Origin of the sequence: Pseudomonas syringae, assembly GCF_023278085.1 — a bacterium.
In the GTDB taxonomy this organism is placed as follows: domain Bacteria; phylum Pseudomonadota; class Gammaproteobacteria; order Pseudomonadales; family Pseudomonadaceae; genus Aquipseudomonas; species Aquipseudomonas syringae_Q.
In genome coordinates, this window is record NZ_CP066265.1 from 5347116 (window position 1) to 5373156 (window position 26041).

25 protein-coding genes are annotated in these 26041 nt (G+C 59.3%); 13 read left to right on the forward strand and 12 right to left on the reverse strand.

Going from position 1 to position 26041, the window contains the following annotated elements; genetic code table 11:
* Positions 1 to 6: 6 nt before the first annotated feature.
* Complete coding sequence (locus I9H07_RS23690) at positions 7 to 1569, reverse strand: PLP-dependent aminotransferase family protein (RefSeq protein ID WP_236425678.1); 1563 nt, start codon at positions 1567 to 1569, stop codon at positions 7 to 9.
* 90 nt (positions 1570 to 1659) lie between these two features.
* On the opposite strand from I9H07_RS23690, the gene I9H07_RS23695 reads away from it, so the two are divergent.
* The 3 genes from I9H07_RS23695 to I9H07_RS23705 are packed head-to-tail and all read left to right on the forward strand — an operon-like array spanning position 1660 to position 3429.
* Entirely contained in the window at positions 1660 to 2283 is a 624-nt protein-coding gene (locus I9H07_RS23695) for an FMN-binding negative transcriptional regulator (RefSeq protein WP_236425677.1), read from the forward strand.
* 12 nt (positions 2284 to 2295) lie between these two features.
* Complete coding sequence (locus tag I9H07_RS23700) at positions 2296 to 2742, forward strand: GNAT family N-acetyltransferase (RefSeq protein ID WP_236425676.1); 447 nt, start codon at positions 2296 to 2298, stop codon at positions 2740 to 2742.
* Positions 2743 to 2757: 15 nt separating this feature from the next.
* On the forward strand, positions 2758 to 3429 hold the full coding sequence (locus I9H07_RS23705) for a GNAT family N-acetyltransferase (protein WP_058823660.1): 672 nt from the start codon (positions 2758 to 2760) through the stop codon (positions 3427 to 3429).
* 473 nt (positions 3430 to 3902) lie between these two features.
* Here I9H07_RS23705 and oadA read toward each other — a convergent pair whose 3' ends face one another.
* Positions 3903 to 5711, reverse strand: a complete 1809-nt coding sequence (oadA, locus tag I9H07_RS23710; protein ID WP_058823661.1) for a sodium-extruding oxaloacetate decarboxylase subunit alpha — start codon at positions 5709 to 5711, stop codon at positions 3903 to 3905.
* Positions 5712 to 5810: 99 nt separating this feature from the next.
* Positions 5811 to 7226, reverse strand: a complete 1416-nt coding sequence (locus I9H07_RS23715; protein ID WP_024672601.1) for an acetyl-CoA carboxylase biotin carboxylase subunit — start codon at positions 7224 to 7226, stop codon at positions 5811 to 5813.
* A 221-nt stretch (positions 7227 to 7447) separates the two neighbouring features.
* Between I9H07_RS23715 and I9H07_RS23720 the strand changes: the two genes are divergently transcribed.
* Positions 7448 to 8383, forward strand: a complete 936-nt coding sequence (locus I9H07_RS23720; protein WP_236425479.1) for a LysR family transcriptional regulator — start codon at positions 7448 to 7450, stop codon at positions 8381 to 8383.
* Here the strand turns inward: I9H07_RS23720 and I9H07_RS23725 are convergent.
* Positions 8337 to 8522 carry a PA3496 family putative envelope integrity protein gene (locus I9H07_RS23725; protein ID WP_161632850.1) on the reverse strand — a complete coding sequence of 62 codons (186 nt, stop codon included), beginning with the start codon at positions 8520 to 8522 and terminating at the stop codon, positions 8337 to 8339. The two genes, I9H07_RS23720 and I9H07_RS23725, sit on opposite strands and share 47 nt — an antisense overlap.
* Before the next feature lie 257 nt (positions 8523 to 8779).
* Between I9H07_RS23725 and I9H07_RS23730 the strand changes: the two genes are divergently transcribed.
* Positions 8780 to 9094 (forward strand): hypothetical protein, encoded by a 315-nt coding sequence (locus I9H07_RS23730; protein WP_024672599.1) that lies wholly within the window; start codon positions 8780 to 8782, stop codon positions 9092 to 9094.
* A 78-nt stretch (positions 9095 to 9172) separates the two neighbouring features.
* On the opposite strand, the gene hexR is transcribed toward I9H07_RS23730, so the two are convergent.
* Positions 9173 to 10039, reverse strand: coding sequence for a transcriptional regulator HexR (gene hexR, locus I9H07_RS23735; RefSeq protein ID WP_024643477.1), 867 nt, complete (start codon positions 10037 to 10039; stop codon positions 9173 to 9175).
* A gap of 320 nt (positions 10040 to 10359) precedes the next feature.
* Between hexR and uvrD the strand changes: the two genes are divergently transcribed.
* The 3 genes from uvrD to I9H07_RS23750 all read left to right on the forward strand — a co-directional run bounded on the left by uvrD (position 10360) and on the right by I9H07_RS23750 (position 14359).
* Positions 10360 to 12543: a DNA helicase II gene (gene uvrD, locus I9H07_RS23740; RefSeq protein ID WP_024672598.1), complete on the forward strand. Its 2184-nt coding sequence runs from the start codon at positions 10360 to 10362 to the stop codon at positions 12541 to 12543.
* A gap of 434 nt (positions 12544 to 12977) precedes the next feature.
* Positions 12978 to 13820, forward strand: coding sequence for a Tim44 domain-containing protein (locus tag I9H07_RS23745; protein ID WP_058392178.1), 843 nt, complete (start codon positions 12978 to 12980; stop codon positions 13818 to 13820).
* 131 nt (positions 13821 to 13951) lie between these two features.
* Positions 13952 to 14359 carry an SMI1/KNR4 family protein gene (locus I9H07_RS23750; protein ID WP_005895035.1) on the forward strand — a complete coding sequence of 136 codons (408 nt, stop codon included), beginning with the start codon at positions 13952 to 13954 and terminating at the stop codon, positions 14357 to 14359.
* A gap of 52 nt (positions 14360 to 14411) precedes the next feature.
* Here the strand turns inward: I9H07_RS23750 and I9H07_RS23755 are convergent, their stop codons facing one another.
* A complete protein-coding gene (locus tag I9H07_RS23755) occupies positions 14412 to 16175 on the reverse strand; it encodes a cation:proton antiporter (RefSeq protein WP_024673379.1) in 1764 nt (587 codons plus the stop codon).
* A 292-nt stretch (positions 16176 to 16467) separates the two neighbouring features.
* Here I9H07_RS23755 and I9H07_RS23760 point away from each other — a divergent pair, with 292 nt between their 5' ends.
* A complete protein-coding gene (locus tag I9H07_RS23760) occupies positions 16468 to 16953 on the forward strand; it encodes an acyl-CoA thioesterase (RefSeq protein ID WP_005895029.1) in 486 nt (161 codons plus the stop codon).
* A 48-nt stretch (positions 16954 to 17001) separates the two neighbouring features.
* Here I9H07_RS23760 and pdxY read toward each other — a convergent pair whose 3' ends face one another.
* Entirely contained in the window at positions 17002 to 17868 is an 867-nt protein-coding gene (gene pdxY, locus I9H07_RS23765) for a pyridoxal kinase PdxY (RefSeq protein ID WP_024673378.1), read from the reverse strand.
* A gap of 117 nt (positions 17869 to 17985) precedes the next feature.
* Here pdxY and I9H07_RS23770 point away from each other — a divergent pair, with 117 nt between their 5' ends.
* Complete coding sequence (locus tag I9H07_RS23770) at positions 17986 to 18378, forward strand: DUF3301 domain-containing protein (protein ID WP_024673377.1); 393 nt, start codon at positions 17986 to 17988, stop codon at positions 18376 to 18378.
* A 171-nt stretch (positions 18379 to 18549) separates the two neighbouring features.
* Here the strand turns inward: I9H07_RS23770 and I9H07_RS23775 are convergent, their stop codons facing one another.
* Positions 18550 to 19521 carry a CobW family GTP-binding protein gene (locus I9H07_RS23775; RefSeq protein ID WP_024673874.1) on the reverse strand — a complete coding sequence of 324 codons (972 nt, stop codon included), beginning with the start codon at positions 19519 to 19521 and terminating at the stop codon, positions 18550 to 18552.
* A 52-nt stretch (positions 19522 to 19573) separates the two neighbouring features.
* Here I9H07_RS23775 and I9H07_RS23780 point away from each other — a divergent pair, with 52 nt between their 5' ends.
* Entirely contained in the window at positions 19574 to 19945 is a 372-nt protein-coding gene (locus I9H07_RS23780; RefSeq protein ID WP_024673875.1) for a hypothetical protein, read from the forward strand.
* 6 nt (positions 19946 to 19951) lie between these two features.
* Here I9H07_RS23780 and I9H07_RS23785 read toward each other — a convergent pair whose 3' ends face one another.
* Both I9H07_RS23785 and zigA read right to left on the reverse strand, forming a co-directional pair.
* Positions 19952 to 20602, reverse strand: coding sequence for a DUF1826 domain-containing protein (locus I9H07_RS23785; protein WP_024673876.1), 651 nt, complete (start codon positions 20600 to 20602; stop codon positions 19952 to 19954).
* Positions 20602 to 21813: a zinc metallochaperone GTPase ZigA gene (zigA, locus tag I9H07_RS23790; protein ID WP_024673877.1), complete on the reverse strand. Its 1212-nt coding sequence runs from the start codon at positions 21811 to 21813 to the stop codon at positions 20602 to 20604. Before zigA ends, I9H07_RS23785 begins: the two co-directional genes overlap by 1 nt.
* A 140-nt stretch (positions 21814 to 21953) precedes the next feature.
* Here zigA and I9H07_RS23795 point away from each other — a divergent pair, with 140 nt between their 5' ends.
* Positions 21954 to 22331 (forward strand): hypothetical protein, encoded by a 378-nt coding sequence (locus I9H07_RS23795; RefSeq protein WP_024673878.1) that lies wholly within the window; start codon positions 21954 to 21956, stop codon positions 22329 to 22331.
* Positions 22332 to 22336: 5 nt separating this feature from the next.
* On the opposite strand, the gene I9H07_RS23800 is transcribed toward I9H07_RS23795, so the two are convergent.
* Complete coding sequence (locus I9H07_RS23800; RefSeq protein ID WP_024673879.1) at positions 22337 to 23560, reverse strand: N-acetylmuramoyl-L-alanine amidase; 1224 nt, start codon at positions 23558 to 23560, stop codon at positions 22337 to 22339.
* A 199-nt stretch (positions 23561 to 23759) separates the two neighbouring features.
* The gene (locus I9H07_RS23805; RefSeq protein WP_024673880.1) at positions 23760 to 24281 is read right to left on the reverse strand and encodes a DUF3617 domain-containing protein; all 522 of its coding nucleotides are present in this window, start codon (positions 24279 to 24281) and stop codon (positions 23760 to 23762) included.
* A 168-nt stretch (positions 24282 to 24449) separates the two neighbouring features.
* Between I9H07_RS23805 and cls the strand changes: the two genes are divergently transcribed.
* Positions 24450 to 25889, forward strand: coding sequence for a cardiolipin synthase (gene cls / locus I9H07_RS23810; protein ID WP_024673881.1), 1440 nt, complete (start codon positions 24450 to 24452; stop codon positions 25887 to 25889).
* The last annotated feature ends 152 nt before the right edge of the window (positions 25890 to 26041 follow it).

Here is a 26041-nt window from a genome sequence, read left to right on the forward strand (position 1 = left end):
AGGCGACTACTCCGACCAGGCTTCGCGCAGCCTGTTCAGCGCATCTGCAATCGCAGACTCTGGTACGGCGGCAAAACCCAGCACCAGCCCGGCTCGGTTATCCACAGGCTCACTGGAATCAGGCAACCAGTAGTCACTCAGGGCGTTCATTTCGACGCCGACGCTTCTGGCCTGCTCGATCAGCACTCGCTCACGCGCCAGACTGTCGACCCTGACCACCAGATGCAGCCCGGCGACGCCCTTGGGCATGGCCGCACACCCCGCAATATCTTTAGGCCAGCCAGCGAACAGTGCGTTGCGTCGACTCTGGGCTGCACGCCGCATGCGCCTGATATGTCGCTGAAAATGCCCCAGCGCGATGAACTGCGCCATGACCGCCTGCACACCGATTTCCGTATGACGGATATCGACCGCCTTGCGTTGGCTGAACGGCTGAATCAGGCCTGCGGGGAGCACCAGATACCCGAGGCGCAATGCCGGGAAGGCAATCTTGCCGAACGTACCGATGTAAATCACCCGACCGTCCTGATCGAGTGCCGCCAGCGGTGCCAGCGGCGAGCCGCTATAGCGGTACTCGCCGTCGTAATCGTCTTCGATTATCCAGCCTTGATTCGTTCTCGCCCAGGCCAGCAATTCCAGGCGCCGCGCCAGGCTCATCACCGCCCCGGTAGGGTACTGATGCGAAGGTGTGACGTAAGCGAGTGTGCAGTCGGCCTGCTCCAGATCGACACAGCGCATCCCCTCATCGTCCACCGCAATCCCCCGCAATCGGCCACCCGCCATCGCGAACGCATGACCGGCGGCACGATAGCCGGGATTCTCGATCGCAACACCTTCTCCTGGCGTCAACAGCAACTGTGCACAAAGGCTTATTGCATGCTGCGCGCCATTGGTGATCACAATTTGCTCAGCCGTACAGTGCAGGCCTCGTGAGGAGCGAAGGTAGACCGCGATCAACTCGCGCAAGCGCCACTCCCCCGCTGCACAGCCGTAGCCCAGCTGGCCAAGGTCGGGCTTGCGCCAAAATGCCGCGTACAGCTTGCCCCACAAGGCGAAGGGAAAGAGATCAAAGGCTGGAACGCCCACCCGAAAGGCCTTGGGAGCGTCACTCGGGGGTGCCTGCAAATGGTGCTGCTCGATGAGTTGCAGCGCAGCACTGTGGATAACTTTACTGCCCGGATTTAAGGGTATTTCTGCCGTAGCTGTGGACAAACCTGTGCATAACCCTGTGTGCAAAGCTGTGGGTAACTTGGTGGATAGTTTTTTGCGAGGTGTGGATTGAGGCGCAGCGCCGGTTTCGGAAAGCTGCACGACATAAGTGCCATCGCCAATGCGTCCCTCGACGAAGCCTTCGGCGTACAACTGATCATATGCCCGCAGCACACTGTTACGGGATATCGCCAAGGAACACGCCAGATCGCGACTGGCCGGCAACCGGACCCCACCGCCCAGACGTCCATCGAGAATCTGCTGCCGCAGAATCTGATAAAGCTGTTTGCTCAGCCCTTGACGCGCGTCCAGTTCAATACCCGTGAGCGTGGACGGAAACGCAGAGAGGTCAGTGGACATCACATTGGTCCTATGAAATCTGTCAGAAATGGATCTTACAACAGACCAATGGACTGCTTAGGATTTCGTCACCCATCCAGGACAATCGTTATGTACACGCCTTCCGCATTCAAGGACAACGACACTACGCGCCTGCACGAGCACATCGATCAGACACGCCTGGCAATTCTGGTCACCCACGGTGAAAACGGCTTGCAGGCAAGCCACCTGCCATTGCTGTTGCGCCGCGATCAGGGCGCGTTTGGCACCTTGTACGGCCACTTGGCCAAGGCCAATCCGCAGGTGCAGCAGTTGGAGGCCGGCGCCGAAGCCATGGTGATTTTTCCCGGCGACGACGCTTACGTGAGCCCCGCTTACTACCCGAGCAAGGCAGCGCATGGCAAAGTCGTGCCCACCTGGAATTACCTGACCGTGCATGCTTACGGCAAGGCGGAGTGCTTTGCTGACCTTGAACGATTGCACCTGCTGGTGGGCGAGCTGACTGACAAGCACGAGGCCGGGCGTGCGCAGCCGTGGTCCATCAACGATGCACCGGCGGACTACATCGCCAAAATGCTGGGCGCGATTGTCGGCTTCGCCCTGCCCGTGCAGCGCCTGCAAGGCAAACGCAAACTCAGCCAGAACCGCGATGCTCAGGACATCGCCGGTGTGCGCGATAGCCTCGCTGCCAGCGAGGATTCAAACGACCAGCGAATCGCTCGCTTGATGAGCTAAATGGAGAGCTTCATGACCCATGCCGACATCCGCCCTGTCACTGCCGACGATTATCAAGCCTGGCTGCCGCTATGGCAGACCTACCTTGGTTTCTACAAAACCGAGCTGCCCGAAGGTGTGAGCGAGGTCACCTGGCAACGCTTTCTCGACCCGGGCGAGCCGACCCACTCGGCGCTGGCCTGGCTGAATGGCAAGGCGGTCGGCATGGTGAACTTCATCTATCATCGCTCCAACTGGAGCATCCACAATGCCTGTTACCTGCAAGACCTGATCGTCGCCCCCGAACAGCGCGGAACCGGCATTGGCAGGCAGTTGATCGAGTTTGTCTACGCCACAGCCAGGGCCGATGGCTGCGACAAGGTGCACTGGCTGACGCATGAAACCAACGCTACGGCGATCCAGTTGTACGAGCGGATTGCCGAGCGACCAGGCCTCATCCAATTTCGTAAAGCGCTCTGAAACAGGAAGTGATTCATGTCCGACACCTTGCTGGACTGGCAAGCCGCCGCATTGCCCACCACCCGAACCCTCACAGGCCGCTTCATTCGCCTTGAAAAGCTTGATGCTGCCCGTCACGCCGAAGATTTGTGGGCCGTGCTTCAGGGACCGAACGCAGATCCGAAGCTCTGGGATTACCTGCCTTACGGCCCTTTTAGCGAGCGCAGCGCGTTTGATGCCTGGCTGACCGGGCATCAGGCGGCCTCCGATCCATGGTTTTACGTGGTCGTCGATCAGCAGAGTGATAAAGCCGAGGGCGTCATCAGCCTGATGTCGATCGTTGCAGCCCATGGCCGGATAGAAATTGGCCACGTGACCTTCAGCGCTGCCATGCAACGCACGCCTAAAGGTACGGAAGCCATTTACCTGCTGGCCCGGGAAGCCTTTGCGCTGGGTTATCGACGCCTGGAGTGGAAATGCAACGCCAACAACGCCCGCTCGAAGCGCGCTGCCGAACGATTCGGTTTCAGCTACGAAGGCACCTTCCGCCAGCACATGGTGGTCAAAGGCCATAGCCGAGACACGGCGTGGTATTCGATGCTCGACAGTGAATGGCCTGAGCTGCAAAAGGCGTTTGAACGCTGGCTGGCTGTGGATAACTTTGCGGACGGGCAGCAGATCAAAGGGCTTGAAACGTTCCGCCAGTGATTCGCGTCTCACCCGGCGCATACACCGCTGGAGCGTGAGGAGCAGCAATCTCAACTATCGTGCGACGCTCCGCGTCGGCATGCCGTTCCGGACGCTCCGCGTCCTCTTTGCGACGCAGAGCGTCGAGAACTGCTTTCCCACGCTGGAGCGTAGGGAACGATAACCTCAACTACCTCAACTACCTCAACTATCGTGCGACGCTCCGCGTCGGCATGCCGTTCCGGACGCTCCGCGTCCTCCTTGCGACGCAGAGCGTCGAGAACTGCATTCCCACGCTGGAGCGTAGGGAACGATAATCTCAACTATCTCAACTATCGTGCGACGCTCCGCGTCGGCATGCCGTTCCGGACGCTCCGCGTCCTCTTTGCGACGCAGATCGTCGAGAACCGCATTCTTGCACGCCTGCAGAATAAAAAAAGGGAAGCCACGAGTGCTTCCCTGAGGTAAACGGTTGAATGATCTGAAGCGTCCAGTCAGCCTTCGATTTCGACCAGTATCTCGCCCGGATTGACGCGGTCGCCCTTGGCGACATGAATGGCCACGACCTTCCCGGCAATGGATGCCTGGACTTCGGTTTCCATTTTCATCGCTTCGGTGATCAGCACGGCCTGACCGGCCTTGACCGCATCGCCTTCCTTGACCAGTACATCGACGATGTTGCCCGGCATGGCGGTGCTGACGTGGCCCGGTGCGCTGGCCTGCTTGCGTTTGCTGGCACCGCCGCTGACAAACTCATTGAGCGGTTCGAACACCACTTCTTCCGGCATGCCATCGATGGTCAGGTAGAAATGGCGCTTGCCCTCGGCCTTGACGCCCACACCGGTGATGTCTACGCGGTAGGTCTCGCCGTGCACATCAATGACAAACTCGGTCGGCACACCCTCGCCGCCCGCCCTGGCCACGCTTCCGGCTTCAGGGATCGGCAGCAACACCTCCGGCGTGAGCGTACCGGCGGCGCGCTCTTCAAGAAACTTGCGGCCAATGTCCGGGAACATGGCGAAGGTCAGCACGTCTTCTTCGGATCTGGCCAATGCACCGATGTCGGCACGCAGCTTGGTCATCTCCGGCCGCAGCAGGTCGGCAGGACGCACATCAATCAGCTCCTCGTTGCCAATCGCCTGACGACGCAGCTTTTCATCGACCTGCCCCGGCGCCTTGCCATAGCCGCCCTGCAGATAAAGCTTCACCTCGTTGGTGATGGTCTTGTAACGCTCGCCCGCCAGCACGTTGAAGAACGCCTGGGTGCCGACGATCTGCGAGGTCGGCGTCACCAGCGGTGGATAACCGAGGTCTTTGCGGACGCGAGGGATTTCCGCCAGCACTTCGCTCATGCGATTGAGCGCACCCTGTTCCTTGAGCTGGTTGGCGAGGTTGGAGATCATCCCGCCAGGCACCTGATTGACCTGCACGCGGGTGTCAACCGCAGTAAATTCGCTTTCGAACTGGTGATATTTCTTACGCACCGCGTAGAAATACAGACCGATTTCCTGCAACAGTTCCAGATCCAGACCGGTATCGAATTCACTGCCCTTGAGCGCCGCAACCATCGACTCGGTGCCCGGGTGGCTGGTACCCCAGGCGAAGCTGGAAATCGCCGTGTCGATATGGTCCGCGCCGCTTTCAATCGCCTTGAGCTGACACATCGCAGCCAGACCCGCCGTGTCGTGGGAGTGTATGAACACCGGCAACGACTGCTCGGCTTTCAGCGCCTTGACCAGCTCGCCGGTGGCATACGGCGTCAGCAGACCGGCCATGTCCTTGATCGCCACCGAGTCGCAACCCATGGCCTCCATCTGCCGCGCCTGCGCAACGAACGCTTCAATGGTGTGAACCGGGCTGGTGGTGTACGCGATGGTGCCCTGCGCATGCTTGCCTGCCGCCTTCACCGCTTCGATGGCAACGCGCAGGTTACGCACATCGTTCATGGCATCGAAAATCCGGAACACGTCGATGCCGTTGACCGCCGCCTTGGCCACGAACGCCTTGACCACATCGTCGCTGTAATGCCGATAGCCCAGCAGGTTCTGACCGCGCAGCAGCATCTGCAAACGGGTATTGGGCAACGCCGCACGCAGCTGGCGCAGACGTTCCCAAGGGTCTTCCTTGAGAAACCGCACGCACGCGTCGAAGGTCGCGCCGCCCCACATTTCCAGCGACCAGTAGCCCACCTTGTCGAGCTTGTCGCAGATCGGCAGCATGTCTTCAGTGCGCATGCGGGTCGCCAGCAACGATTGATGAGCGTCACGCAGGATGGTGTCGGTTACAAAGATCTTCTTGGTCATTGGTAGCTCCTTTCAAGCTGCAAGTTTCAAGCTACAAGCCGCAAGTAAAAGCCGAGTCGCTCTTGCTTGAAGCTTGCTGACAACTTGCAGCTGACTCATTCATAAGCCTGCATGGGCGGCGATGGCGGCAGCGATGGCCAGGGCCAGCTCTTCGGGTTTGCGCTTGATCGAGTAATTGGTCAGCTCGGGATGGCTCTCGACAAAACTGGTATTGAACTCGCCGCTACGGAATTCCGGATTGCGCAGGATTTCCTGGTAATAGGCCGCAGTGGTCTTCACCCCTTGCAGACGCATGTCATCCAGCGCACGCAGGCCGCGATCCATCGCCTCTTCCCAGCTCAGCGCCCAGACGATCAGCTTCAGACACATCGAGTCGTAGTACGGCGGAATCGTGTAGCCGGTGTAGATCGCCGTGTCGGTGCGCACGCCCGGTCCGCCGGGTGCGTAATAACGGGTGATCTTGCCGAAACTGGGCAGAAAATTGTTCTTCGGGTCTTCCGCGTTGATGCGGAATTGCAGGGCAAAACCACGATGGATGATGTCCTCCTGCTTGACCGACAACGGCAGGCCAGACGCGATACGGATCTGCTCACGAACAATGTCGATGCCGGTGATTTCTTCAGTGATGGTGTGCTCGACCTGCACCCGCGTGTTCATTTCCATGAAGTACACCTCGCCCTCGGCGAGCAGAAACTCCACGGTGCCGGCGTTCTCGTAACCGACGGCTTTGGCGGCACGCACCGACAGATCGCCGATGTAAGCGCGCTGCTCGGGCGTCAGTTGCGGGCTGGGCGCGATCTCGATCAGCTTCTGGTTGCGGCGCTGGATCGAACAGTCGCGCTCGAACAGGTGCACCACATTGCCAAAGCTGTCACCGAGAATCTGCGCTTCGATGTGCTTGGGATTGACGATGCACTTTTCGAGAAAGACTTCCGCCGAGCCAAAAGCCTTGGTCGCCTCGGAAATGACCCGGGGAAAGGCCTGCTCCAGCTCTTCACGACTGTTGCAACGCCGAATACCACGCCCACCGCCACCGGAAGTGGCCTTGAGCATGACCGGATAGCCAATGCGCTCGCCTTCAAGCAGCGCCTCATCGATATCCGCCACATTGCCTTCAGTGCCCGGCGTCACCGGCACGCCGGCCTTGATCATACTGCGCCGCGCCTCGGTCTTGTCGCCCATGCGGCGAATCACTTCTGCCGACGGGCCGATGAATTTGATACCACGTTCGGCGCAGATATCAGCCAATTCAGCGTTTTCCGAAAGAAACCCGTAACCGGGATGCAGCGCATCGCAACCGGTTTCCACCGCCAGATTCACCAGCTTGCGCGGGTTCAGGTAACCCGCCAGCGGTTCGGCGCCAATGCTGTAGGCCTCGTCGGCACGTTTGACGTGTAAAGCGTGACGGTCTGCGTCGGAAAAGATCGCTACCGAGCGAATGCCCATTTCTGCACAGGCACGCACAATGCGGACGGCGATCTCTCCACGGTTGGCGATCAGAATTTTTGTTATCACTGGTGATTCCTCGCCCCTAAAGACCCAACCGGTCAGCACATCCAGGTAAGCGCTGCATTCGCGCTTTTTTACGACCCGGCATGTGACTCAGTGTCGCAGGCACACCCTATGCCGGATCGAGGATTAACAAAAATGAGTAAAAGTTGGGTGATGCATAAGTAAAACCTTATAGTTGTTGATCAGCCAACCGGAAAGAGGCTTCAGATATGCGTAAGTCATTGATGCGCATGACATTGCGTCAGCTGCGCATATTCAACGAGGTGTGTGACCTGCGCTCATACAGCCGCGCTGCAGAAGAAATGTCTCTGACCCAGCCCGCGGTCAGCTTGCAGATACGTCAGTTGGAAGAGCTGATCGGCCAGCCACTGTTCGAGTACGTCGGGAAAAAGCTGTACCTGACCGAGGCGGCTGCAGCGCTGCAATCCGCCAGCCGGGATATTTTCGGCCGTCTGGAGAGCCTGGATATGCAGCTCTCAGACATGCAGGGTTCGCTGCAAGGGCAATTGAAACTGGCGGTCGAGTCGAGCTGCAAATACTTCATCCCGCACCTGTTTGCCGCGTTCAAACGCCAATACCCGGAAGTCAGCCTGAGCTTGATGGTGGTCAATCGTGCGCAGGTCATCAAACGACTGTCGGATAACCGCGACGATCTGGTGATCATGTCGGCCGTGCCGCAACACATGGGCCTGGAGTTTCTGCCGTTCCTCAACAACCCGATTGTCGCCGTAGCGCCAGCGGATCACCCGCTGAGCAGCCGCGAAAAGTTGAGCCTGAAAGACCTCGAGCCGTGGCCGCTGCTGACGCGCGAGCCGGGGTCAGGCACACGTCTGGCCTGCGAGGAGTATTTCAAGGAAAAGCGCGTGCACTTCACGCAGACGCAAGAAGTGTCTTCAAGCGAAGCGCAGCGTGAATGCGTGGTTGCCGGGCTGGGCCTGGCGATGCTGACGCGGCATGCGGTCTGTCAGGAACTCGCCACAGGGACGCTCATCGAGCTGCCTGTGGCGGAGCTGCCGCTGTACAGAAGCTGGTGCGTGGTGCAGGCCAAGGACAAACGCCTGTCACCCGTAGCGCACGCGTTTCTTGCCTTCATCCGCAGCGAACGTGCGCAGATCAGCCAGCTTGTCGAGCGTTTCGACGGTCGACCGCGGGTGGCGTGACGGTCTGCCAGACGGCGTTTTTCACCCCATCCATGTAGTCGCAGAGCTCTTGATTGAGCTGACGCGCCTCGCTGTAACTTTCAATTGCCCGACGAAACTCCATGCGACGCTGATCTTCCTGCTGACGGCGGGTTTTCACGGTGCTGTTGGGTAAATCATCGTAATGCCGAGCCATGTCCTGTCTCCCAATACGTTTTGTGGGAGCACCAGAATGGAGCGCGACAGTGACAATCAGGCGGCGGACACATGACAGCTTGGTTAATTCTTGTAACCTGATAGCCAGAAAGAAACCGCGAAATATATATATTTACCGCGTCCCGATGCCCCCCACGATAGAAACTGGCCCTGCAGGACGCAATTCACTCATTCAATCAATTTATGGCAAGGAGCCAAACAATGACTATCGAAAGCAAAAACTGGCAAGCACGCGACAGTCGCGTCAGCACTCTTCAGGTTTTCGGGACCGTAACCGTCCCTCAGACAAATTCGGTTCCAGTGCTCGTTAAAAGCGCCAGACCAGCCGCCTTCAACCACCTGAGTCTGGATCTGACGATCGAAACTCAAGGCATTGGCTTACAGGTACTGACCGAGAAAGCAGTTGCTTATACCCAACCGAGTGGCGCTGACATTACGGCTATCAGCATCTACTACAAGGACGAGTTGCTGGCGTCCATCGATACCGTAGAAGTTCCGATGTTCGCCGCTGAATAACATAGCGTTTATGGACGCCTGCCATGACCTCAGGGTATTTGGCGGGCGTTTTGACGTCGCTTTCAATACAAGGCGGCGTCAGTCTTCGTGGGTCTTGATCGACTTCGGCGACAGCCGCAAGCCGCGCAGGCTGCGTTTGACGCTCTTGAGGTGATTGACCAGGCTCGGACCGCGCGCCATGGCGACGCCCATTGCCAGCACATCGATAACCACCAGATGCGCGATGCGCGAGGTCAGCGGTGTGTAGATTTCGGTGTCTTCGTGCACGTCGATGGCCAGGTTGACCGAAGACAGTTCGGCCAGTGGCGTCTGGCTCGGGCACAGCGTGATCAGCGTCGCGCCACTCTCGCGGACCAGATTGGCCGTGATCAGCAAATCCTTGGAGCGCCCTGACTGGGAAATGCACACCGCCACATCTGTCGGCTTGAGCGTGACGGCCGACATGGCCTGCATGTGCGGGTCGGAATACGCCGCAGCCGTCAGCAGCAGCCTGAAGAACTTGTGCTGCGCATCGGCAGCCACCGCGCCGGATGCACCGAACCCGTAGAACTCGACCCGATTGGCGCCGGCCATGGCGGTGACCGCCAGCTGCAAGGCATGAGGGTCAAGGTTCTCGCGCACTTCCATGAGCGTGTGCAGGGTCGTGTCGAAAATCTTCAGGCTGTAGTCAGCGACCGAATCATCCTCGTGAATCGCGAACTGCCCGAAACTGGCACCTGCCGCCAGGCTCTGGGCCAGCTTGAGCTTGAGGTCCTGAAACCCGCTGCAACCGATGGCGCGGCAGAAGCGCACGATGGTCGGCTCGCTGATCCCCACACTGTGGGCCAGATCAGCCATGGAACTGTGCATCACAGCCGCAGGGTCAAGCAGCACATGGTCGGCTACCTTGAGCTCCGATTTGCGCAACAGGTGACGTGACTGGGCGATGTGCTGCAGCAGATTCAAGGGGCGGACTCGACAAAGATGAGATGGGCAGGGCTGTAACTTTTTTGTAGTTATACTACATGACCCGCGAAGCGCCCAGTTAAACGACGCCGGAAGGCTGCATACGGGCTCTGTCATGAGGATTCCCGACGTTTTCGTGGGAATAATCCTACATCAGGCTTTGTCTCGCGCCAGCGGCCGCAGGCTCAGTCAGTAAAAGTAGACGGAGTCCGTGCGAACCACGCAATAGGCGACGACCGGTCGTCCCGCTGCTGCGGTTTTTTAATGCCTGACGCAAAGCATGGTTTGCCCGTCATCGCGCGGCACCCTAGAATGCGCCGATGCGCGATGATCTCTCTCTTCTTCTGAATTCCCTCAACGATGCCCAGCGTCAGGCCGTAGCGGCCTCACTGGGTCGTCAGTTGGTTCTGGCCGGTGCTGGCTCCGGCAAAACCCGTGTGCTGGTGCATCGCATCGCCTGGCTGATGCAGGTCGAGCAAGCCTCCCCGCATTCGGTGCTGTCGGTGACCTTCACCAACAAGGCTGCTGCCGAGATGCGCCACCGTATCGAACAGCTGATGGGCATCAGCCCGGCCGGCATGTGGGTGGGCACGTTCCACGGGCTGGCACACCGCCTGCTGCGTGCGCACTGGCAGGAAGCCGGGCTGGTGCAGACCTTCCAGATTCTCGACAGCGATGACCAGCAGCGTCTGGTCAAGCGCGTGATGCGCGAGCTGGGGCTGGACGAGCAGCGCTGGCCTGCACGTCAGGCGCAGTGGTTCATCAATGGTCAGAAAGACGAAGGCCTGCGCCCGAAACATATTCAGGCCAGCGGCGATCTGTTCCTGACCACCATGAAAAGCGTTTACGAAGCCTACGAGGTCGCTTGCCAGCGGGCAGGCGTCATCGACTTCTCCGAACTGCTGCTGCGCGCCCTGGACCTGTGGCGCGATAACCCTGGCCTGCTCGCGCACTATCAGCGTCGTTTCCGCCATGTACTGGTCGACGAGTTCCAGGACACCAACGCCGTGCAGTACGCCTGGTTGCGTCTGCTGGCCCAGGGCGGCGACAGCCTGATGGTGGTCGGCGACGACGATCAGTCCATCTACGGCTGGCGTGGCGCGAAGATCGAGAACATTCACCAGTACTCTTCCGACTTCCCGGACACCGAAGTGATCCGCCTGGAGCAGAACTACCGCTCCACGGCGAGCATCCTCAAGGCCGCCAACGCCTTGATCGTCAACAACAGCGGTCGTCTCGGCAAGGAATTGTGGACGGATGTCGGTGACGGCGAGCTGATCAACCTGTACGCCGCCTTCAACGAACACGATGAAGCACGCTACGTGGTCGAGACCATCGAAAGCGCGCTGAAAACCGGTATTTCGCGCAACGACATCGCCATTCTGTACCGCTCCAACGCCCAGTCGCGGGTGCTGGAAGAGGCCCTGCTGCGCGAACGCATCCCGTACCGCATCTATGGCGGGCAACGCTTCTTCGAACGCGCCGAGATCAAGAACGCCATGGCGTACATGCGCCTGCTGGAAGGCCGTGGCAACGATGCGGCACTGGAGCGGGTCATCAACGTTCCGGCGCGCGGCATCGGTGAAAAGACCGTGGAAGCGATTCGTGAGCATGCGCGTCACGCCGACGTCTCGATGTGGGAAGCCATGCGTCTGCTGGTCGCCAACAAAGGCCTGACCGGTCGCGCCGCCACGGCGTTGGGCGGGTTCATCGAGCTGATCGAGAACCTGTCGGCGAAGGTCATGGAAATGCCGCTGCACCTGATGACCCAGACGGTTATCGAGCAGTCCGGGCTGATCACTTATCACGAGCAGGAAAAAGGCGAGAAAGGCCAGGCTCGGGTAGAAAACCTTGAGGAACTGGTCAGCGCCGCACGCGCCTTCGAGAACCATGAGAGTGACGAAGAGCTGACACCACTGGCGGCGTTCCTTGGCCACGCCTCACTTGAGGCTGGCGACACTCAGGCGCAGGAACATGAGGAAAGCATCCAGTTGATGACCTTGCACAGCGCCAAGGGCCTGGAATTCCCGCATGTGTTTCTGGTTGGGATGGAAGAAGGACTGTTCCCGCACAAGATGAGCCTGGAAGAGCCAGGCCGCCTGGAAGAAGAACGGCGCCTGGCTTATGTCGGCATCACTCGCGCCATGAAGCAACTGGTGATGACCTACGCGGAGACGCGTCGTCTGTATGGCAGCGAAACCTATAACAAGGTCTCGCGTTTCGTGCGCGAGATTCCGCCTGCGCTGATTCAGGAAGTACGGCTGTCCAACAGCGTCAGCCGCCCGTTCGGCGGCACTCCGAAATTCAACAGCAGCAGCCTGTTCAACGGCACCGGCATTCCGGAAACCGAGTTCACCATGGGCCAGCGCGTGCAGCATGCGGTGTTCGGCGAAGGCGTGATCCTCAACTTCGAAGGTGCCGGCGCTCAGGCACGCGTGCAGGTCAACTTCGCCGATGGCAGCAAGTGGCTGATGATGGGGTATGCGAAGCTGGTGGCGTTGTAGGGTTCCGGGCTTGGGAAACGGGGCTCGGAGAGCTCTCTCGCTCCCACGCTCATCGTTATTGACTATCGTGCCAATGCTCCGCGTTGGCATGTATTGGGTGACGCTCCGCGTCACAAATCTTCAGTCTGGCGAGACAGTGCGCGTAAACGAAGCTCGGGCTTTAATGGTGCCTGCATCTCGTAAGGCCTGAATTCGGCGTCAACGCTCCAATGTGTGGCGCAGAGCGTCACGAACTGCATGCCAACGCGGAGCATTGGCACGACAGGCATAACCATCATCCGCACGCTCCAGCGCAGGATTAATCACAAGACTTACGAAGCGCGCTGAAAAGTCCTACGCTGTTTGTGTAAAAGTCCGAAACACTAACGCGCTGGTCATGTTGCCATCTGCTGTGCAACATGACGCGCGTGCAATCACCAAACGGGAATACCCTTATGCAACGTTTTCTAAGCATCGCGATGGCGCTGTGCATCGGGCTCACCATGAGCCTGGATGTGAATGCCGCGCGCTTCGGTGGCGGCAAGAGCATGGGCTCGGCGCCTACGCATCAGGCGCGCCAGACCGCACCTTCCACGCCGGCAGCCGCACCTGGCGCTGCTGGCCGCCCTGCCCCTGCGGCAAGCGGCGCCTCGCGCTGGCTGGGCCCATTGGCCGGTATCGCTGCCGGTGGCCTGCTCGCATCAATGTTCATGGGTGACGGCTTCAACGGCCTGCAACTGTTCGACATCCTGATCATGGGCCTCATTGCCTTCCTGATCTTCCGCTTCATCGCACGTCGTCGTCAGCAGCAACAGCCGAAAATGGCCGCTGCCGGTGCACCGTACCAGCGTGAAGCCAGTCAGCCTGGGCAGAACCCGATTTTCGGCAGTTCGTCGCCTGCATCCGCTGCGCCAGTGATCAACGCACCGGCCTGGTTCAATGAGGAGCGCTTCCTGGAGGCGGCCCGTGGCCACTTTCAGGCGCTGCAGCAGCACTGGGACGCCAACGAAATGGACAAAATCGCCGAGTTCGTCACTCCGCAGATGCTGCAATTCCTGAAAAAGGAACGTGCGGATCTGGGCGACGGCTTCCAGTCGACCTTCATCGACAACCTCAGCGTACAGCTGGACGGCGTCGATGACCGTGCCGACAAGACCATCGCGACCCTGACCTTCTCCGGCGTTTCCAAGACGTCGCGCTTTGACCAGGGCGAAGTGTTCAGCGAAAGCTGGAACATGGAACGACCACAAGGTGACAACCAGCCATGGCTGGTGGCAGGAATTCGCCAGAACGGTTGAACCAGATTCCGTTCTCGCGTTCAGAACCCCGGACATGTCCGGGGTTTTTTGTTTATCCGTTCGGATAGTTATTTTGAGAAAGGCTTTACGCTACTGTATAACCCGCGCCATCAAGTGAGAGGAGCTGTGTCGTGGAAGAAGTCATTGAACAACTGCGTGAAGCAAACGAGCCGGTCCCGGTTCCGCTTGAACTGCCTGACGAAGACCTGCTGGTCGAGATCGAGGAACAGCTGTTCATCAATATTCCGTTCGTCTTCAAGGAGTTTCTCCTGACGGTCAGCGATGTGGTGTATGGCAGCCTTGAGCCCGTCACAGTGACTGATCCGCAGTCGCACACCTACCTGCCGGAAGTCTGTGCTACCGCCTGGGATCTGGGCGTACCGCGCGAGCTGATTCCGATCTGCCAGGACGGTGACGATTATTACTGCGTCGAGGAAGACGGCACCGTGCTGCTGTGGTCTGCCGAGGAAGAGCTGGTCACTGAAGACAGCTGGGAATCGGTCTGGCATTGGGCGCGGGATGTCTGGCTGGAAAGCTGAGACACCCCTGCCGCATCGACTGAAGGTAACGGCTGCAAAAAGATCGCCGGGCTCAATGCCCGGATGATTCCGGGTTGTTACCCAAGGTCTCCAGCAGCGCGATCTGCATCCGCGTATGCACGCGGATCAGCCAGCGCCACAGCAATGCGGCGACCAGCGCGGCGACCAGAGCAACCACCAGCAACAATTCGCTGGCTGGCAGAATGCTCGCCGACAGCGCCGCCAGCATCACGAAGATCACCGCCAGCGACAACAGCGGGATCACTTCCGCCACCACCTTGCGCACGCGCACGGTGTGTCGGCCGGCCATCTCGGGCTTGACACCCATCTCCGCCAGCAGCATCGACAGCGCCTTGAGCTTGCGATACGCCGCGATCAGAAACGGCAGCGACAGCAGCAGCGCAGCACCACAGATCCACGCCTTCTGATGACTGACATCGGTCACCCACTCGCTCATATAGCCGCCAAGATGTTCAGCGAAGTAGCCGCCGCTGAAAAAGATCCCCATCACCAGCGCCAGATTGACCCCCACCTGCAGCAGAATCCGTCGAATCATCCCGGCAAGCACGGCGCTCTGTCCTTGCGGCTGAATGCTGCGCAGCCATTCGCCATACATGTCGAACACCCTCGCCACTCGCCGGGGCATGATTGCCGCCAGCTTGAGCGACAACGGATCGGCGCCGCGAATCAGATAGGGGGTCAGCAAGGTGGTGATGGCCGAGACGGCAACAGCCACCGGATACAGAAAGTCGCTTGTGACCTGTAGCGTCATACCCAGCGCCGCGATGATGAAGGAAAATTCGCCAATCTGGGACAGCCCCATGCCCACGCGCAGTGAGGTACGGCCGTCATTGCCAGCGATAAATGCCCCGAGACCGCAGGACAACATCTTGCCCAGCACCACTGCAACGGTGATGACCGCGATAGGCCAGGCATATTCCAGCAGAATTTTCGGGTCGATCATCAGGCCGATGGCGACGAAGAAGATGGCGCTGAACATGTCCCGGATCGGCTCGATCAAGCGCTCGATCTTCAGCAGCTCACGCGACTCGGCCATGATCGCGCCGATCAGAAACGCGCCCAGCACCATGCTGTATTCCAGCTTGACCACCAGCAGGCAGAAGCCGAAACAGAGGCCCAACACAGTGATCAGCAGCATCTCGTTGCTTTCAAACCTGGCGACGTAGGACAGCAACCGGGGAACCAGCAGAATCCCGATCACCAGCGCTACGATCATGAACAGCGACAACTTGCCGACTGTGGAAAACACTTCGCCCGAACTGACCGAGCCACTGACCGCAATGCCGGACAGCAGCGCGATAATGCCGATGCCGAGGATGTCTTCGACAATCAGCACGCCGAAGATCAGCTGCGCGAAGTGCTGGTTTTTCATCTTCAGGTCATTGAGCGCCTTGACGATAATGGTGGTCGAGGAAATCGCCAGAATCGCGCCGAGAAACAGCGAATCCATGGTTTTCCAGCCGAAGAACTGACCGATCTCATAGCCGATCCAGATCATCAGGGCGATTTCGAGGAACGCCGCGATGAATGCCGTGGCACCGACCTTGAACAGCTTGCGCAGACTGAATTCCAGCCCCAGACAGAACATCAGAAAGATGACCCCGAGCTCTGCCAGGGTTTTGATGGTGCCTTCGTCGTGGATCAGGCTGACCGGTGGCGTGTGCGGGCCGATAATGAATCCGGCGACGATATAGCCCAGAACCACCGGCTGCCTGAGACGATGAAACAGAATGGTCACCACACCGGCCACCAGCATGATCACTGCCAGATCCTGAATGAAATTGATGGCATGCATGGCGGCGAAGCTCCTTGTGAAGATGACGCCCTGCACCGATATCGCCACACCGTTTGAGGTGTCAGCCACTCAGTTCGTCATCAAAATCCGATTAAAACGTAGGAAAAAACCCGATCCACGGGTTTTTGCAGGTTATCACTGCCCCCTTCGACATAAAGCCGGTGCAATATATGGAAACAGATAGTTATCCAGCGTGACGGCCGCCTGCCTTCCAGCGTCCCGATAACTGTTGCAAGCCCTTCCAGGCGCCAGCATAGGCGCCCTTTGAACACCTTGACCGTGTGAGTACGCTATGGAACCCGGAAACGCCCAGCTGTCGATGACTGTATTGATGACCCCGGACATGGCCAACTTCTCTGGCAATGTACACGGCGGTACGTTGCTCAAGTACCTCGATGAAGTCGCCTACGCGTGCGCCAGCCGCTACGCCGGTCGTTATGTGGTGACCCTGTCCGTGGACCAGGTGATTTTCCGTGAGCCGGTGCATGTCGGCGAACTGGTGACCTTTCTGGCATCGGTCAACTACACCGGCAACACATCGATGGAGGTCGGCATCAAGGTGGTGACCGAAAATATCCGCGAGCGCTCGGTACGCCACTCCAACAGTTGCTTTTTCACCATGGTCGCCGTGGACGACAACCGCAAACCTGCCAGCGTGCCGCCTCTGGAACCGGAGTCTGCCGATGCGAAGCGTCGTTATATCCAGGCGCAGCAACGCCGCCAGATTCGTCAGGAACTGGAAAAGCGTTATCAGGACATCAAGGAAGAGGCGCTATAAGCATCTGGCTCAGGCAGCAATGCCTGAGCCAGTGGACGTGCCCGGAGCTTACAAACGCACGGCTTCGAACTTCACCCGTGGATGCGCGATGCGATCCTGGGCGCGGACCAGTTCCAGCTCGTAGCTGCCGCAGGCCTGGGTTTCCAGGAGTACTTCGTGGACCGCCGCTGCGGTGAATTCGAATGCGGCGACCAGATCGTCGCCCAACAGAACCCGCGACAGAAACAACCCGGACGTCAGGTCGCCCACACCGACCGGCTGGCGGGGGAAGGCCAGCAGCGGACGGCGCAGGTGCCAGCTTGAGTCGGCAGTAACAAGCAGCATTTCAAAACCATCGGCGGTCTTGCCCGGGTAATCGAGGTGTTTGACCACCACCGCTTTAGGGCCGCGCGCCAACAGCGCACGTGCCATCGCCAGACAGTCGAGCAGTGATTCGGGCTTGCGGCCCGAGAAACTGTCCAGCTCCAGTTGATTAGGGCACATGAAGTCAGCCATCGCGGCGGCCTCTTCCAGCAGGAAGTCACCGACTTCCGGGGCGACGATGCAGCCTTTTTCAGGATGGCCCATCACCGGGTCACACAGGTAAAGCGCCTTGGGGTTGGCCGCCTTGATGCGCGCCACGCCCGTCAGGATCGCCCGACCCTGCGCCGCACTGCCCAGATACCCGGACAGCACGGCATCGCAGTTGCCCAGCTCGCCAATCGCGGCAATGCCGTCGATCAGCGCGGGGATCTGCTGCGGGGCCAGCACTTCGCCCGTCCACTGCTTGTATTGCGTGTGATTGGAGAACTGAACCGTGTTGAGCGGCCAGACATTGACCCCGATTCGCTGCATCGGGAACACCGCTGCGCTATTGCCGGCGTGGCCGAACACCACATGGGACTGAATGGCGAGCAAGTGGGGCGTACGTTTCATGGGTGTGGAATCCTGAACACGATGCAAATGCAGTAATGAGAAATATAAGTTGCGCAGTATGGCTGTAAATCACTCCGGGCAGTTAAGCTGGTCGCTCCTTTGTTGGAGCACCCTGTCATGCTGACCCTGGGAAATATCTTCGTGCTGATGCTGTTCGCAAGCGCTGCGGCCTGGTGGTGGCACGCCCATGGTCTGCGCGAAAAAGCGCTGGCACGCGTGAAACAGCATTGCGCACGCCTCGAACTCCAGCTCCTGGACGACGCCGTCGCCCTGCGCCGTCTGACCTTCGCCCGCGACGCGCAAGGCCGCAAGCGTCTGGCCCGCGTCTACGCGTTCGAGTTCACCGTGACCGGCGAACAACGTCACCCCGGCACCATCACCATGTTCGGCGCCCACACCGCGCAAATCGAACTGGCACCCTATCCGTTTGAGATAAAAACGCCGCCGCCCAGCGCGGAAATCATTCAAATGAGTGAGTGGCGTCAATCGCATCAGAAGTGGAAGCAGTAGCCGGGCACGACTCTTGTTATCAGGCTCTTCTCGTTCCCAGGATCCGCGTGGTAATGCATTTCATGACGCTCTCGCTGGAGCGTGAGGAACGATGATCGCAACGATCGTGCGACGCTCCGCGTCGACATGCTGTTCTGGACGCTCAGCGTCCGAGGGTGAGCCAGCAGCCCGTCAAATCAGGCAACTCGCCAGCTGCGCCTGTAACTTATCCACATCCTGCGGCGCAGAAAAGATCAATTCCAGACGTGAGTCCTGCTGCCATTCGCTGACTTGCCACGCAATCGGTGCGCCATCAAGCACGTTGGCTGAATACCAGCCTGCCGGGCTGTGGATAACCATCTTCGCCCTCCGCCACATCAGGCTTTCCAGCCATTGCAGCAGGCGTTGCAGGTCGAACGGTTGCGACGGATGCCAGCGCCAGCCAATGCTCCAGCCTTCGGCACTGTTCTGACTCAGGCAAATAGGCACACGCGGATCAGTCCACAGCGCAGGCAACTCGCCGATACTCTTAGGTAACGTCAGGTTATCCACAGCCTGTTTATCCACCGCCACACCCTCGATAAAGCCAGGCAAGCGAGCCAGCGGCAATTCCCCGTGCCGGGTCCAGAACACTGTGTGTGCCTTCAATTGCGCTGACAACGCTTGGCGCAAGGCATCGTCCAGTTGCTCGGACTTGTTCATCACCACCAACCCTGCCCCCGCCAGCGCCTCCTGTTGCGTGGGTGGCAACGGCTGGCCTGCGGCCATTGACGCGGCATCCAGCACCATCACACTAGGCTGAACCGTCAGCACACCACGCCATGGCGCTTCGCGCAGTTGGGCCATCAGTTGTGCCGGATGGCCCAAGCCCGAGGGTTCGATCAATAAACGATCAGGCCGGGCCTTACGCAGCAAGCGTCCCAGGCCTATCTGGAACGGCACACCGTTGACACAACACAGGCAGCCGCCAGCCACTTCGCCAAGTGCGATACCATCGGCAGACGTGCTCATCAGCGCCGCATCCAGACCGATCTGTCCGAACTCGTTGATCAGTATCGCCCAGCGTTCATTGGCGGGTCTCTGCGCCAGCAGACGCTTGATCAGGCTGGTCTTGCCGGCGCCGAGCGGGCCGCCGATGACGTGCGTGGGGATGTTCTGCAGCATGGGATCACTTTTAAAGAGTGCGTGGGTCATTGAAGAGCAAGGAAAGGTAGCGATGCAAGTGATACAGCTGACTGCTCGCCTGGCGCTGATGCTGCTGGCTATGTCTCCAGTTACGGCGTGGGCCGAGGCGTGCCTGGTGCACAGCCAGGCCGAGCGGCTCGATGTCAAAGTCTGCCAGGAAAATATCAACATCCCGGCCAGCCTGTTCAAAGACGGCTTCTGCCAGCCACAGCTGACCGGACAGCAGACCGAGACAACCTACTCGGCGCAATGCCCGACGGGTGCTTTCGGCGTCTGCCGTAACGCGCAGGTCGCCAATATGCCTTACCGCGAAAACATCCACTATTACGGCGTTGCCCGTGACGCGCTGTACCTCAAGCCCTTTTGCGAAGGCCAGAGCAAGGGCCAGTGGATAACGCCGTAACGCGCTTTATGCCAGCCAGTCCAGGGTCAGAATCAGCCTGCGCTCGTTACGCGCCACCGGCGGCGAACGGTGGATCAGGCCGAAGCCTTCATTGCCGTGCCAGCGCTCGCCCTTGAGCAATGCCACGTCGCCGCTGCCCATCTGTTGAATGTGCGCAGGATCGCTCGGCTCGGCGTCTGCACGCCCCAGCTGTTTGCGGTCCAGCACGTCTTCCTTGAGCCATTGGCTGCCAATCCCGCCGTAGGTAGTGATCAGGCGCACCGGCACGTGATCGACGTGGAAACGCGGGCACATGGCCTTGTCGAGCACGCGCAGCCGTAACCCGACACATTCAGCGCCCAGCAGACAGGCGTAGGCGCTTACCAGCCATGACACATCGGTGATGAAACCTTCATAGCCGTGCAGATCGGCATACGCCGACGCCAGTGTGCGCAGATCCGGCTCGACGTCGCCCCCCTTCACATCCAGCGTCAACGCCTCGGCGAGCGGCTCGCCCATCGATAGCAGCAACGCACTGAAGTCGACAATGTGCGCAGGCAACTGGCGCTGCCAGAGCGCAAGATTCACGCCCTCTTCGACGATCTCGCTCAACACCTCGGGCGTATCGCCCTGTGTCTGCCGAACCGATGGCCGAGGTTTAAACCGATACGCGAGCATCAGGCAGCCACCTCTTCCATGTGCCACGAACCGAACGGATCGGCCAGTTCGCACCAGCACTCGACACCGGTCGCCATCTCGGCGTCGGTGAGCAGGCAATTGTCCAGTTCAGCTGTCAGCAGCGCAAAATCGATGTTCTGACCGATAAACACCAGCTCCTGCCGGCAGTCGCCGGTTTCGTTGGACCAGTTCTTCAGAATCGATGCAACGCTATCCTTGTCCTCAGGCCAGCCATCACGGTTAACGAAACGCCACCAGCGTCCGGCGAAACCATGGCGCATCAAACCACCCGCCTGCGACCAGCTGCCCGCATCCTTGTACTTGCTGGCCAGCCAGAAAAATCCTTTGGAGCGCAGCAGTTTGCCATTGGTCCACGGGCGGTTAATGAAATCGAAGAAGCGCTGCGGATGAAACGGACGGCGCGCGCGATAAGCCGTCGATGCAATCCCGTACTCTTCGGTTTCCGGCAGGTGATCGCCGCGCATTTCCTTCAGCCAGCCCGGCGCCTGAGAGGCCCGTTCGAAGTCGAAGCGACCGGTATTGAGGATCTTCGCCAACGGCACCTGGCCCATCACCATCGGCACGATCTCGGCGTCCGGATTGAGCCGTTTCAGAATTGCGACAAGCTCTTCCCGCTCGCTGGAACTGATCAGATCGATCTTGCTGAGTAGAATCACGTCGGCGAACTCGATCTGCTCGATCAACAGGTCAGTAATGGAGCGATCATCCTCTTCACCAAGGGTTTCACCCCGCGTGTCCAGGCCATCCGCGGCTTCGTAATCGAGCAGAAAATTCACGCCATCGACCACGGTAACCATAGTGTCCAGCCGCGCCAAGTCGCTCAGGCTCTTGCCTGCTTCATCGCGGAAGGTGAACGTCTCGGCGACCGGCAGAGGCTCGGAGATCCCGGTGGATTCGATCAATAAATAATCAAAGCGCCCGTCCTGAGCAAGACGGCTGACCTCTTCGAGCAGGTCTTCGCGCAAGGTGCAACAAATGCAGCCGTTGCTCATCTCGATCAACTTTTCCTCGGCGCGGTTCAGGCTGACATCGCGCTGGACTTCGCCGCCATCAATGTTGATCTCGCTCATATCATTGACGATGACGGCCACACGCAAGTTTTCACGATTGCGCAGGATGTAATTGAGTAAGGTGCTTTTACCGGCCCCGAGAAAGCCGGAAAGAACGGTAACGGGTAGACGGTCTGACATCAGGATTCTCCAGTCAGCGGCAAGGCTTGAACCTTTTTCATGGCAGCTGCAACGAATCCCTCAGGCAGCCAGCTCTAATCACTGCACAATGTTATAGTATAACAACACAAAATAGCTACCGGGCTTGGTGACAGGTTTTGATGAAACGGCTCACAACGGGATTGATCGTGCTCTTGACGCTGACTGGCGCACAGGCGATGGCGGCTGCTCCGGATCTGGCACGCTGTACCCGCAGCGCGTCGATACTGGCGTGCAGCGATGCGCTGGGTAATAGCTACAGTGTGGTTACGGCAGGGCCGACGACCTGGTTGAAGGGTTATGAAGTGCTCGATAAACGTCGCTGGGCGCAAACCAACAGCCGTTATGGCCAACTGACGTTTTTTACCGGGCTGGCCTCGAATGGCGAAGCCTGGATTGGCACGATCCAGCGCGTGGGCTGGACCACGATCACGCGAGTCTCCAGCTCAAGCGGCACACGCAGCAAGATCACGTGCAGCCGCTTGAACGGCTGCCGCTGAACGCATCAGGCCTGTTGTTCCTGCTTTTGCGCCTGCACCCAGGCCATGTGCGAATCCACCGGCGGGTTGCGCTGGAAGTAGCGTTGCAGGCCGTCGAACAAACCGTCTGCCACAGCCTGTTGATGACGTGCCGTGACCAGCCGTTGACTGTCGCGGCTGTTGGAGATGAAGCCGGTCTCGACCAGAATCGATGGCACGTCCGGCGACTTGAGCACCGCAAAGCCCGCCTGCTCAACGCGCTTCTGATGCAGCGTGGTGATGCCTTCCAGACTGCCCAGAACGGTATGCCCCAGTTGCAGACTGGCTGCGATGGTCGCGTTCATCGACATGTCGAGAATCACCCCGGCCAGCATCGGGTCTTTGTCTTTCAGGTTGAGCAACGACGTCGCACCCAACAGGTCCGCGCCATTTTCTCGCTGCGCCATAAAGCGCGCTGTCGCCGAGGTTGCGCCGCCTTCGGACAAGGCAAATACCGAAGCGCCGGAAGCGGTCAGACGAGGTGCCGCGTCAGCGTGCACGGAGATAAACATATCGGCGTTGGATTTGTGCGCGAACTCGACCCGTTTGCGCAACGGCACAAAGAAGTCATCGTTGCGCACCAGGCGCACATCGAAGCCCTTCTCGCGCTTCAGGCGCCTGGCCAGCAACTGCGCGATGGACAGCACGACGTCTTTCTCGCGTTCACCACGTGAGCCGACTGCGCCTGGGTCCTTGCCGCCATGCCCGGCGTCGACCACTACCATGATGTCGCGTCCGGTGTGGGCCTTGCTCTGAATCGGCACCGGCACTGGCGGCGGCAGTTCGGCCATTTGCACCGGAGCACGCGCTGTGGAACTCATGTCCAGCACCAACCGATGACCTTGCGAGCCATCGGGGCCAAGCAGAAAGCTATTGAGCTGCACGGGTGCAGTCAGGTCCAGCACGATGCGCGTGTCATCGCCGGTGCCGTAATGCCCGGAACGAATCGATTTGATGACCGTGCGATCCAGCGCCAACTGGCTGAAATTTCCGGTCAGCCGGGAGCCACTGACATCGATGATCAGCCGGTCGGGCGCGGTAAGCATGAAAGTTTTGTACTGCACCGGGCCGCTCAGATCCAGCACCAGCCGCAGCTTGTCGTTGGTACGCCACAGACGTGCGTTGCTGATCTGCGTGGCGTAGGCACCCAACGGCAGCGTCAGGGCGGCGCTGGCCAGCAGCATATTGAGCAACACTTGGCGTCGGTGCATGGAATGTCTCAAAGAGCAAATCGAGCATCCCGGCTCACGAAGGGTTCATCCACATCAATAGTAACAATATAACATGCAGTTACAGGCGGAAGATGAAGCCCTTCATGAAGATTCCGTCATGAAATACCAGCCGCGAGCGACAATAATTCATCGCCTTGGCGGCTGGTGTTCCACGTGGAACATAACTCTATGAATTTGATCAGGTACGTGGCGCTACAGCGCCGCATTGCGGACCCAGCCAAACCGCGCGGGTGTCCATGCTGCCGTTCTGTTGCTGACCCGTAGCATTGAATGTGCCGACTACTTTGGTGGTGAATTCACGGTCGCTGAGGAACTGCGCCTGTCCTGTGCCTTGCGCCTTAGGGCAAGTGAACTGGAAATTCCAGGTCTTGCCGTTGCGCGCAGTGATCTTCTGCGAGCAACCGGAGGCCGGGTCAGTCAGCGGGATATCGTCGGACTTCACCTGCGCCTCGGTCAGGCAGGCCCGTACGCCTTTGCCTCCCAGTGAGACACCCTGCTTCTTCATCATCTGTTCCATCATGGCGCGCTGCTCGGGCGGCAGGTTCTGCAACTGCCCTAGCATCAGTTGCAGGTCCGGCAGCTGTTGCCCATCGACCTGCATGTTGCTCGTGGTCAGTTCCCACAAGCCCGGTTGCAGCATCTGCGCTTGAGCCAGTGGCGTCGCCAGACAAAACATCCAGGCCAATATGCGTTTGTTCATTTCAAGATTCCTGATCGAGCAGTTGAATACAGACAAGGCCGAAGCAATCCGGCCGGACGATAAGCCTTAGACGGTATAAGCGAAGCCCAGTTGCACCGGGAATAAAATAGCGACATTCCTGTTCAGCTGTGGTCTTTTAAGCGATAAAAGGCGAGAGCATTGTTCCACATGGATTATCACGACCCGTACTTTTTCGGCTATGTCATCGGCTTCCTTCATTTACTGGGCAGCGTTGCCGCCATTCACGCCTTGTTGACGGTGCGTACATCCCAAGGCGCAATTGCCTGGGCGATGCCGCTGCTGTTCATCCCCTACTTCACCCTGCTGCCTTATCTGATCTTCGGACGCAGTTCATTCGATGCGTATATCAAGGCGCGTCGCGAAGCCAACAAGGAAATGCGCGCGGCCATCGGCAACCTCAACTGGCGGCCGTGGATTGAAGAAGCCGTGGCGGCGCGGCGCTCGGATGCTTATGCAGCGCTGCGTGCGATGCCAAAGCTGGGGAACATGCCCGCGCTGGCCAACAACAAGGTCAGGCTGCTGATCAATGGCGAAGAAACCTTCGGGGCCATCTTCCAGGCGATCCGCGAAGCAAAGCAGACGATTCTGGTGCAGTTTTTCATCATTCATGACGATAAGCTCGGGCGTCAGCTACAAACGCTGCTGCTGGAAAAAGCCGCAGAGGGTGTGGCGATTTTCGTACTCTACGATCGCATTGGCAGCCATGCGTTACCGGGCTCTTACATCGAAACGTTGCGTGAAGGCGGCGTGCAGATAAAAGCATTCGCCACGCGCGGTGGCTGGCTCAACCGCTTCCAGATCAACTTCCGCAACCATCGCAAGATCGTGGTCGTCGATGGCCTCAAAGGCTATATGGGCGGGCATAACGTCGGCGACGAATACATGGGGTTGAAACCGCCGCTGGCACCATGGCGGGATACGCACGTGGAAACCATCGGCCCGGTAGTCGCCTGCTTGCAAGAGTCATTTGCCGAAGACTGGTTCTGGGCCACACGCGAGCTGCCACCGCTAAGCCTGCCTGAGGAATTTCCGGAAGACGGCGTGCTTTGCCAACTGCTGACCACCGGCCCGGCCGACGCACAGGAAACCTGCTCGCTGTTCTTCGTCGAAGCCATTCATGCCGCCGAAGAGCGCGTATGGATCACCAGCCCCTACTTCGTCCCCGACGAAGCGGTATCGGCCGCCCTGACCCTGGCGGTACTGCGCGGCGTAGACGTGCGTCTGCTGCTGCCCTCGCGTCCTGATCACTACGCGGTGTACGCCGCCTCCAGCCTGTACGCATTCGAAGCAGTACGTGCAGGCGTTCGCGTGTTCCGTTACGAACCCGGCTTCCTGCACCAGAAAGTGGTATTGGTCGACAGCGAGATCACCGCCATCGGCAGCGCCAACCTCGACAACCGCTCGTTCCGTCTCAACTTCGAACTGATGTTGCTGACCGTCGACAGCGCGTTTTCCAGCCAGGTCGAAGCCATGCTTACCGCCGACTTCGCTGCGGCGCGAGAAATCTCCCTCCAGGACAGCCACGACACCCGCCGCCTGCATCAGCTGGGCATGCGCGTGGCGAGGCTGATATCACCGATTTTGTGAGCCCGCTTAACACTATCAACCCGACTGACCCTCGTACCAATGCTCTGGTACTCATTACTGGAACTCCGCATCCGGTCTTGAATGAGCGGCACCGCACAGATCTGAACGGCATTCCCACGCAGAGCGTGCGGAACGAGAGGTGTCCGGGCTTA